General features: G+C 67.6%; 7 protein-coding genes. All 7 read right to left on the reverse strand.

Annotated elements, in window-relative coordinates; translation table 11 throughout:
• Window positions 1-75: 75 nt before the first annotated feature.
• Window positions 76-1269 carry an elongation factor Tu gene (gene tuf / locus ACFYP0_RS23975; RefSeq protein WP_030489585.1) on the reverse strand — a complete coding sequence of 398 codons (1194 nt, stop codon included), beginning with the start codon at window positions 1267-1269 and terminating at the stop codon, window positions 76-78.
• Window positions 1270-1481: 212 nt separating this feature from the next.
• Complete coding sequence (fusA, locus tag ACFYP0_RS23980; protein WP_030489584.1) at window positions 1482-3578, reverse strand: elongation factor G; 2097 nt, start codon at window positions 3576-3578, stop codon at window positions 1482-1484.
• Between the two features lie 74 nt (window positions 3579-3652).
• Complete coding sequence (gene rpsG, locus ACFYP0_RS23985) at window positions 3653-4123, reverse strand: 30S ribosomal protein S7 (protein ID WP_007465317.1); 471 nt, start codon at window positions 4121-4123, stop codon at window positions 3653-3655.
• A gap of 1 nt (window position 4124) precedes the next feature.
• Window positions 4125-4499 carry a 30S ribosomal protein S12 gene (rpsL, locus tag ACFYP0_RS23990; RefSeq protein ID WP_007465318.1) on the reverse strand — a complete coding sequence of 125 codons (375 nt, stop codon included), beginning with the start codon at window positions 4497-4499 and terminating at the stop codon, window positions 4125-4127.
• A gap of 507 nt (window positions 4500-5006) precedes the next feature.
• A complete protein-coding gene (locus ACFYP0_RS23995; protein ID WP_357008049.1) occupies window positions 5007-5387 on the reverse strand; it encodes a hypothetical protein in 381 nt (126 codons plus the stop codon).
• Window positions 5388-6069: 682 nt separating this feature from the next.
• On the reverse strand, window positions 6070-6438 hold the full coding sequence (locus tag ACFYP0_RS24000; RefSeq protein ID WP_091402409.1) for a hypothetical protein: 369 nt from the start codon (window positions 6436-6438) through the stop codon (window positions 6070-6072).
• 94 nt (window positions 6439-6532) lie between these two features.
• Window positions 6533-10420, reverse strand: a complete 3888-nt coding sequence (locus tag ACFYP0_RS24005) for a DNA-directed RNA polymerase subunit beta' (RefSeq protein ID WP_386997632.1) — start codon at window positions 10418-10420, stop codon at window positions 6533-6535.
• Between the last annotated feature and the right edge of the window lie 223 nt (window positions 10421-10643).

Here is a 10643-nt window from a genome sequence, read left to right on the forward strand (position 1 = left end):
GGCGACGAACTGTCGTTACGCAACCTGACTAGTATGCCGCACGACCGGCGGCGGGTCTAATCGGGGTTACCTAGCTCACTTGTTAATCTTGGTGACGAACCCGGCGCCGACGGTGCGGCCACCCTCGCGGATCGCGAACTTGAGGTTCTCCTCCATGGCGATGGGCTGAATCAGCTTCACCGACATGGACGTGTTGTCACCCGGCATGACCATCTCGGTGCCCTCGGGGAGGGTGACGACACCGGTGACGTCCGTGGTCCGGAAGTAGAACTGCGGCCGGTAGTTCTGGAAGAACGGGGTGTGACGGCCACCCTCCTCCTTGGAGAGGATGTAGACCGTCGCCTCGAACTCCGTGTGCGGGGTGTTCGAGCCCGGCTTCACGACGACCATGCCGCGCTCGACCTCGTCGCGCTTGGTACCACGCAGCAGCAGGCCGACGTTCTCGCCTGCGCGGGCGTCGTCCAGGGTCTTCCGGAACATCTCGATCGCGGTGACCTTGGTCTTGAAGCTCTTCTCCTTGATACCGACGAGCTCAACATCCTCGTTCGGCAGGAGAACGCCGCGCTCCACGCGACCGGTGACGACGGTGCCACGACCGGTGATCGTGAAGACGTCCTCAACCGGCATCAGGAACGGCTTGTCGACCTCGCGCTCCGGCTGCGGGATCGAGGTGTCGACAGCGGTCATCAGGTCCAGCAGCTTGCCGGTCCACTCGGGGTCACCCTCGAGGGCCTTCAGCGCCGAAACCCGAACGACCGGCAGGTCGTCACCCGGGTACTCCTGCGAGGAGAGCAGCTCACGGACCTCGAGCTCGACGAGCTCCAGGAGCTCCTCGTCATCGACCATGTCGCTCTTGTTGAGCGCCACGACGATGTACGGCACACCGACCTGACGGGCCAGCAGCACGTGCTCGCGGGTCTGCGGCATCGGGCCGTCAGTCGCCGCGACCACCAGGATCGCGCCGTCCATCTGCGCGGCACCGGTGATCATGTTCTTGATGTAGTCGGCGTGCCCAGGGCAGTCGACGTGCGCGTAGTGCCGCGACTCGGTCTGGTACTCGACGTGCGCGATCGAGATCGTGATGCCGCGGGCCTTCTCCTCCGGCGCCTTGTCGATCTCGTCGAACGGCGTGTAGGGGTTCAGGTCCGGGTACTGGTCGTGCAGGACCTTGGTGATGGCCGCCGTCAGCGTCGTCTTACCGTGGTCGATGTGACCAATGGTGCCGATGTTGACGTGCGGCTTAGTCCGCTCGAACTTAGCCTTCGCCACTGGTGTCCTCCTGTGGACTTCTTGGTTCGTACGCCCGGCGCGCCGGTCGGCGCTTAGGACTCTGTCGACAGCCTTTCCGGCCTGACGGCCGGAGAGCCTTTGTGGGTTCTGCGGCGATGAAGCCTACAGGCCCGGTCTCACGCGATCCGATCGTGGTGGCCGCGGGCGGGTGAACCCTCCCGCGACCAACCACGAATCACCTGCTCAGAGCGCTACTCGCCCGTTGCCTTGGCGATGATCTCCTTCGCGACGCTCTGCGGAACCTCGGCGTAGGAGTCGAACTGCATGCTGTAGCTAGCCCGGCCCTGGGTCTTCGACCGCAGGTCGCCGACGTAGCCGAACATCTCCGACAACGGCACCAGGGCCCGGACGATGCGGGCGCCGCTGCGCTCCTCCATCGCCTGGATGATGCCGCGGCGGGAGTTGAGGTCACCGATGACGTCACCCATGTTCTCCTCAGGAGTGGTGACTTCAACGGCCATCATCGGCTCGAGCAGTGCCGGATCGGCCTTGCGGGCCGCGTCCTTCATCACCATCGAGCCGGCGATCTTGAATGCCATTTCCGACGAGTCGACCTCGTGGTACTGGCCGTCCAGCAGGGTCAGCTTCACGCCGACCAGCGGGAAGCCCGCCAGGATGCCGTACTGCAGCGCGTCCTGCGCACCGGCGTCCACCGAGGGGATGAACTCCCGGGGGATGCGGCCGCCGCTGACGGCGTTGGCGAACTCGTAGGTCGGCGAGTCGTTGTCCAGCGGAAGCGGCTCGACGCTCACGATCACGCGGGCGTACTGGCCGGAACCACCGGTCTGCTTCTTGTGGGTGTACTCGACCTTGTCCACCTTGCGGCGGATGGTCTCGCGGTACGCCACCTGCGGCTTGCCGACGTTCGCCTCGACGTTGAACTCGCGGCGCATCCGGTCGACCAGGATGTCCAGGTGCAGCTCACCCATGCCGGAGATGACCGTCTGACCGGTCTCCTCGTCCAGCTGGACGCGGAAGGTCGGGTCCTCCTCGGCCAGGCGCTGGATGGCCGTGCCCAGCTTCTCCTGGTCGGACTTGGTCTTCGGCTCGATCGCCACCGAGATGACCGGCTCCGGGAAGGTCATCGACTCCAGGATCACCGGGTTCGCCGGGTCGGAGAGAGTGTCGCCGGTGGTGGTCTGCTTGAGACCCTGCACGGCGATGATGTCGCCGGCCTGCGCCGACGGACGCTCTTCCCGCTTGTTGGCGTGCATCTGGTAGATCTTGCCGATCCGCTCCTTGCGGTCCTTGGTGGAGTTGACCACCTGGGAGCCGGAATCGAGCGTGCCGGAGTAGACCCGCACGTAGGTGAGCTTGCCCAGGTGCTTGTCCGTCTGGATCTTGAAGGCCAGGCCGGAGAAGGGCTCCGAGTTGGACGGCTTACGCAGCAGCGGGGTCTCGCCGTCGGTGGCCGTACCCTCGATCGCCGGAACGTCCAGCGGCGACGGCAGGAAGTCGACCACGGCGTCGAGCATGGGCTGGACGCCCTTGTTCTTGAACGCCGAGCCGCAGAGCACCGGGTTGGCCTTGCCGGCGATGGTGGCACGCCGGATGGCGGCCTTGATCTCCTCGACGGAGATCTCCTCGCCCTCCAGGTACTTCTCCATCACCGCGTCGTCGACGTCGGCCAACGTCTCCATCAGCTTCTCGCGCCACTCGGCTGCGGAGTCGGCCAGCTCGGCCGGGATCTCCTCAACCGCGTAGTCCTCACCCTTCTGGGTCTCCCCGCGCCAGGTGAGCGCGCGCATGCCGATCAGGTCGACGACACCGATGTGGTCACCCTCGAGCCCGATCGGGATCTGGAGCACCAGCGGGGTAGCGTTCAGCCGGTCGATCATCATCTGCACGCAGCGGAAGAAGTCGGCGCCGGTCCGGTCGAGCTTGTTGACGAAGCACATACGCGGGACGTTGTACTTGTCGGCCTGCCGCCAGACGTTCTCCGTCTGCGGTTCCACGCCGGCGACACCGTCGTAAACCGCGACCGCACCATCCAGGACCCGCAACGACCGCTCGACCTCGACCGTGAAGTCGACGTGACCAGGCGTGTCGATGATCTGGATCGTGTGGTCTTTCCACTCACACTTGGTAGCAGCGGAGGTGATGGTGATACCACGCTCCTGCTCCTGCTCCATCCAGTCCATGACGGCAGCGCCCTCGTGGACCTCACCGATCTTGTACGTGATGCCGGTGTAGAACAGGATTCGCTCGGTGGTCGTGGTCTTACCGGCATCGATGTGCGCCATGATGCCGATGTTGCGTACCTTGGCGAGCGCGTCTGCGGCGGCCACTTCAATCCCTACTTATCGTCGTCTCGACTCAACTGGTGGCGGTTCCGGCGCCCGGAGGCGCCGGAACCAGGGTGTTACCAGCGGTAGTGCGCGAAGGCCTTGTTCGACTCGGCCATCTTGTGCGTGTCCTCGCGCCGCTTGACGGCGGCACCGAGGCCGTTGCTCGCGTCCAGCAGCTCGTTCATCAGCCGCTCGACCATGGTCTTCTCGCGCCGGGCGCGGGAGTACGTGACCAGCCAGCGCAGGCCCAGGGTGGTCGCCCGGGTCGGGCGGACCTCGACCGGAACCTGGTAGGTGGCGCCACCGACACGACGGCTGCGCACCTCGAGGGTCGGCTTGACGTTGTCCATCGCCCGCTTGAGGGTGACGACCGGGTCGGTGCCGGACTTCTCGCGGCAGCCCTCGAGGGCCGCGTACACGATGGACTCGGCGAGCTGACGCTTGCCGCGGAGCAGGATCTTGTTCACCAGCTGGGTGACCAGCGGCGAGTTGTACACCGGGTCAGCGACCAGTGGCCGCCGCGGAGCGGGTCCCTTACGCGGCATGTCAGCTCTTCTCCTTCTTGGCGCCGTAACGGCTGCGCGCCTGCTTGCGGTTGCGGACACCCTGGGTGTCCAGCGAGCCGCGAACGATCTTGTAACGCACGCCGGGGAGGTCCTTCACCCGGCCACCGCGAACGAGCACGATCGAGTGCTCCTGCAGGTTGTGACCGACGCCGGGGATGTAGGCCGTCACCTCGATCTGGCTGCTGAGCTTCACGCGAGCGACCTTGCGCAGCGCCGAGTTCGGCTTCTTCGGGGTAGTGGTGTACACACGGGTGCACACGCCGCGCCGCTGAGGGGAACCCTTCAGCGCCGGGGTCTTGGTCTTGGTCGTCTTCGCCTGGCGGCCCTTTCGGACCAGCTGCTGGATCGTGGGCACCGGGTTTCTCCGCTCCCTTCGGCCGCATCCGCGGCCGCGCCGTCTGCTCGTTAGCCGGCCTGATGACCGGCTCTCCTACATTCCGACCAGGGTCGCCTTGCGGAGACCCCGGCACCCGCGGTCGGGCGTGTCGCCCTCGTCACGGCCCCGTTGCGACGCTCTCGCGTTCGTACCGGGTTTGTCACCGGCGCGCGGGTCGCCCCGCCCCGGATCTTTGGCTTGTCGTGCCGCCGCCCGTAAGCCGGAAACAGCGCACGCACGAGTTGCCCGGGCATGCCCGGGCACAAGGGGAAAGAGTACCTACCACAACCGCCCAGGTCAAAACGGAATGGCCCGGCGACTGTCTCACACCCGCCGGCCGGATCTCGTCCTGCCCTGTCGCCCGCGATGGGCACCTACGAATGCAAGTGTACCGGCTTCCCCGCAGAAGCACCCATCGCCCCCGGGCTGACCGGAAGCCTTCCGCTGAAAACCCCCGTCAGGTGCCGGATCTGTCGGCGAAGACCCTCACGTCAGGGCGAGAAGCAGGGCAAGACCCAGCCCCAGCAGGCTGAGCAGTGCCCCCGCCGCGCCGCAGCTGATCCCGGCCATCGCCAGCCCGCGGCCGGTGAACTGGACCGCGGAGGGCGCGGTCGGCCGCCGGACCTGCCTCCGGGCGAGCAGCCCGATGACGACCGCCGCCCCGCCGGCCAGCACACCCAGCGCGGCGAACGCCCCAGAGGCCCAGGCCCCGCCGTCGTTCTTGAAGGCCACTCCGAAGCAGATCACCAGAAGTGAGACCAGAAGTGACGCGATCCCCGCCACCAACGCCCCGATGGCCGGCCCGGAGGTGACCGGTGCCACGTCCAGGTGCACGACGCCGAACGGCGTACCCGAAACCGCCTCCACCCGCTTCGGCGGCCGGCGTTGGTCGTCGGTGGGCGGCGGTACCGAACGCCCCGGCGTGCCACCCCACCCGGGGCCGTGCCCCGGCGGCGGCGGACCCCAACCGGGCGGCGCCCCGGGCCCGGACGACGGCGGCGGGCCCCAGCCGTACGGCGCAACCGGCCCGGACGAGGGCGGACCCCACCCAGCCGGCGCAGACGACGACGGACCCCACCCGGGCGGCCCACTCGGCGCAGACGAGTGCGGCCCCCAGCCGTACGGCACTCCCGGTCCAGCGGCCGGCGGGCCCCAGCCGGGCGGCACACCCGGCCCGGAGGTGGGCGGGCCCCAGCCCTGCGGCGTCGAGGTCGGTGTGTTGGAGACCGGGTACGGCTGGTCGGAGCCGGGCGCCTCGGTCGTGCCCCAGCCGTTCGGACCCCAACCGGGGGGCGGCGCCGCGGGGGACGGCGGGCCCGGGGTGGACACCGGTGGGTGCGGCTCGCCGCTCGGACCGGGTCGCGCCCAGTCGCTCGGCTCGGATGGCGGAGTCGACGGGTCCGGCGGGCCGGCCGGTTCGTCCGCAGGGGGCCGCGCCGGTTCCGTCACGAGGTCCTCCTGTCGAAAGGCCGCCACCGCCACTCGGCGGACATCGGCCAGGCTACCGCCGCGAGCACCGCCGCCCGCGCCGGGCGCGGTCACCGGTGGCTCAGTCCATGTTCGCCGGGTAGTCATGGCCGAACGGGGCGCCGGCCAACCGGACCACCCCGATGACCACCGCGGCCACCACGCTGACCGCGACCAGCACCAGGCCGGTCCAGGCCATCCACTCCCCCCGTCGCAGCCAGACGCCGCCGGTCAGGAAACCCCCCGAGGCGTACGCCTCGCGGCGCGCCTGCCGGGCCAGTTGCAGGGCCACCGTGGCCGGCACCACGCCACCGATGAACAGCCCGGTCAGCATGCCGAGCAGGCCCAGCGCGAAGACCGCCCGCGCCTTCGTGGCGCGGGCCGGGTCCGGGTCCAGCGGGTGGCGCAGGCCCTGCTGGGCGACGGACACCTGCCCGGGTGCGGTCGTCATCCCCCCATCATGCCGAACCCGGCCCGGGGGTGGGTGGGCACGGACACGACGAGGCCCCCGGCTTTCACCGGGGGCCTCGTCGTGTGACTGGTGCTTAGCGGTACGACCCGAAGTCGAAGTCGTCCAGCGGCACTGCCTGCCCGCTGGCCGGCCCGAACCCGTAGTCGGTCTCCGGGTAACCGGTCATCGAGTAGACCTTGGCCTTGGCCTCCTCGGTCGGCTCCACCCGGACGTTGCGGTACTTGCTGATGCCGGTACCGGCCGGGATGAGCTTTCCGATGATCACGTTCTCCTTGAGGCCGACCAGCGAGTCGCTGCGCGAGTTGATCGCAGCGTCGGTCAGCACCCGGGTGGTCTCCTGGAAGGAGGCCGCCGAGAGCCAGGAGTCGGTGGCCAGCGAGGCCTTGGTGATACCCATCAGCACCGGACGACCAGCGGCGGGCTCGCCGCCCTCCGAGACGAGCCGGCGGTTCTCCGACTCGAACAGCGCCCGGTCGACGAGCACACCCGGCAGGAACTCGGTCGAGCCGGAGTCGATGACCGTCACCCGCTTGAGCATCTGGCGGATGATGATCTCGATGTGCTTGTCGTGGATGAGCACACCCTGCGAGCGGTAGACCTCCTGGACCTCACTGGTCAGGTGGACCTGGACCGCCCGCGGACCCATGATCCGCAGCAGCTCGTGCGGGTCGATGGTGCCCTCGGTCAGCTTCTCGCCGACCGCGACGTGACCGCCGTCGTGGGTACGGAGCTTGACCCGCTTCGAGATCTTGTCGTAGACGATCTCTTCGCTGCCGTCGTCCGGCACCACGATGATCTTCCGCGAGCGCTCGCCATCCTCGATCCGGATCCGACCGGGGGTGTCGGCGATGGGCGCCTTACCCTTCGGGACCCGAGCCTCGAAGATTTCCTGAACACGCGGCAGACCCTGGGTGATGTCCTCACCCGCGACACCACCGGTGTGGAAGGTACGCATCGTCAGCTGCGTACCGGGCTCACCGATGGACTGGGCGGCGATGATCCCGACCGCTTCGCCGATGTCGACCGACTTACCGGTCGGCAGCGACCGGCCGTAGCAGGCCGCGCAGACGCCCAGCTTCGACTCGCAGGTGAGCACGCTGCGCACCCGGACCGTCTCCACACCAGCAGCGACGATCTTGTCGACCCCGATGGAGTTGATGTCCTGACCGCGCTCGGCGACCACGGTGCCGTCCGGCCCCTTGATGTCGTCGGCGAGGGTCCGGGCGTGCACGCTGGTCTCGGCGTGGGTGTGGACGACGAGCTTGCCGTCCAGCTTCTCGCCGATCTGCATCGGGATCGCCCGGTCGGTGCCGCAGTCCTCTTCGCGGATGATGACGTCCTGCGAGACGTCCACCAGACGACGGGTCAGGTAACCCGAGTCGGCGGTCCGCAGCGCGGTGTCGGCGAGACCCTTACGGGCACCGTGCGTGGAGATGAAGTACTCCAGCACGGACAGACCCTCCCGGTAGCTGGCCTTGATCGGCCGCGGGATGATCTCGCCCTTGGGGTTGGCCACCAGACCACGGATCGCCGCGATCTGCCGGAGCTGGAGCAGGTTACCGCGAGCACCCGAGTTGATCATCTTCCACAGCGGGTTCTCCTGCGGCAGCGCGGTGTCCATCTCCTTGGCGACCTCGTTGGTCGCCTTGGTCCAGATCTCGATGAGCTCGCCGCGACGCTCCTCGGCGGTCATCAGACCACGCTGGTACTGCTTGTCGATCTGGTCGGCGTCCTTCTCGTACCGCGCCAGGATCTCCGCCTTGCGCGGCGGAGCGATGACGTCCTCCATACCGATCGTCACGCCGGACCAGGTGGCCCAGTGGAAACCGGCCTCCTTGAGCCCGTCCAGGGTGGCGGCCAGCGCCACCTTGGGGAAGCGCTCGGCGAGGTCGTTGACGATCGCGGAGAGCTGACCCTTGCGGATCTCGTAGTTCACGAAGCGGTAGCCCTGCGGCAGCGTCTCGTTGAACAGCACCCGACCCAGCGTGGTCTCCACGGTCAGCGGGTCACCCTCGACCCAGCCCTCCGGGGCGCTCCACGCCTCGGAGCCGTTGCCGTTGTCGACACCGACCACGCTGCGCAGGCGGATCTTCACCGGCGCCTGCAGGTGCAGCTCGCCGTTGTCGAAGGCCATCCGCGCCTCGGCGTCCGAGCTGAACGCCCGGCCCTCGCCCTTCTCACCGGCGGTGAGGTGGGTGAGGTGGTACAGACCGATGACCATGTCCTGGGTAGGCATGGTGACCGGCTTACCGTCGGCCGGCTTGAGGATGTTGTTCGACGACAGCATCAGGATCCGCGCCTCGGCCTGAGCCTCGGCGGACAGCGGCACGTGCACCGCCATCTGGTCACCGTCGAAGTCGGCGTTGAACGCGGTGCAGACCAGCGGGTGGATCTGGATCGCCTTGCCCTCGACCAGCTGCGGCTCGAAGGCCTGGATGCCCAGGCGGTGCAGGGTCGGCGCCCGGTTGAGCAGCACCGGGTGCTCGCCGATGACCTCTTCCAGCACGTCCCACACGACCGGGCGCTGACGCTCGACCATCCGCTTGGCGGACTTGATGTTCTGTGCGTGGTTGAGGTCGACCAGCCGCTTCATCACGAAGGGCTTGAACAGCTCCAGCGCCATCTGCTTGGGCAGACCGCACTGGTGCAGCTTGAGCTTCGGGCCGACCACGATGACCGAACGGCCGGAGTAGTCGACGCGCTTGCCCAGCAGGTTCTGGCGGAACCGGCCCTGCTTGCCCTTGAGCATGTCGGACAGCGACTTGAGCGGGCGGTTACCCGGGCCGGTGACCGGCCGGCCGCGACGGCCGTTGTCGAACAGCGCGTCGACGGCCTCCTGGAGCATCCGCTTCTCGTTGTTGACGATGATCTCGGGCGCGCCGAGGTCGATCAGCCGCTTGAGACGGTTGTTCCGGTTGATCACGCGGCGGTACAGGTCGTTCAGGTCGGAGGTCGCGAAGCGGCCACCGTCGAGCTGCACCATCGGGCGCAGGTCCGGCGGGATGACCGGGACGCAGTCCAGCACCATGCCGAGCGGCGAGTTGCGGGTGTTCAGGAACGCCGCGACGACCTTGAGTCGCTTGAGCGCCCGGATCTTCCGCTGGCCCTTACCGGACCGGATGGTCTCCCGCAGGCTCTCGGCCTCGGCGTCGAGGTCCATGTTCTGGACCAGCGCCTTGATCGCCTCGGCGCCCATGGAACCGGTGAAGTACTCACCGAACCGGTCGCGCAGCTCGCGGTAGAGCAGCTCGTCGGTGACCAGCTGCTTCGGCTCCAGCTTGCGGAAGGTGTCCAGCACCTCGTCCAGGCGGTCGATCTCGCGCTGGGCCCGGTCGCGGATCTGGCGCATCTCGCGCTCTCCGCCCTCCTTGACCTTGCGCCGGACGTCCGCCTTGGCACCCTCGGCCTCCAGCTCGGCCAGGTCGGCCTCGAGCTTGGCGGCCCGCTTCTCGATCTCCGAGTCGCGGCTGTTCTCGGACTGCCGCTTCTCGGCCAGGATCTCGTTCTCGATCGTCGAGAGGTCGCGGTGACGCGACTCCGCGTCCACGCTCGTCACGACGTACGAGGCGAAGTAGATGATCTTCTCGAGGTCCTTGGGAGCGAGGTCCAGCAGGTAGCCCAGCCGGCTCGGAACGCCCTTGAAGTACCAGATGTGGGTCACCGGGGCGGCGAGCTCGATGTGCCCCATCCGCTCACGACGGACCTTGGAGCGAGTCACCTCGACGCCGCAGCGCTCACAGATGATGCCCTTGAACCGGACGCGCTTGTACTTACCGCAGTAGCACTCCCAGTCCCGCTGCGGACCGAAGATCTTCTCGCAGAAGAGCCCGTCCTTTTCCGGCTTCAGGGTGCGGTAGTTGATCGTCTCAGGCTTCTTGACCTCGCCGTGCGACCACTGACGGATGTCGTCGGCGGTGGCGAGACCAATGCGCAGCTCGTCGAAGAAGTTGACGTCGAGCACTATGTCCCCTATGTCGTCGTCTGTACTGCTAATTCTCGGGTGGGGTCGGGGGGGGGGCGGGCGCCCCCCCCCCCCCCCCCCCAAACCCCCCCCAAAAAAAAACGCCCCCCCCCCCCCCCCCCCCCCCCCCCCAAAAAAAACAAAAAAAAAAAAAAAAAAAACCCCCCCCCCCCCCCCCCAAAAAAAAAAAAAAAAAAAACAAAAAAAAAAAAAAAAAAACAAA

Origin of the sequence: Micromonospora arida (assembly GCF_042873195.1) — a bacterium.
GTDB lineage: Bacteria > Actinomycetota > Actinomycetes > Mycobacteriales > Micromonosporaceae > Micromonospora > Micromonospora arida.

Bases quoted from the DNA above. Each gene is read 5' to 3' on its own strand.
- rpsG (WP_007465317.1), bottom strand. From the start codon at position 4,123: ATGCCGCGTAAGGGACCCGCTCCGCGGCGGCCACTGGTCGCTGACCCG.
- ACFYP0_RS24000 (WP_091402409.1), bottom strand. From the start codon at position 6,438: ATGACGACCGCACCCGGGCAGGTGTCCGTCGCCCAGCAGGGCCTGCGC.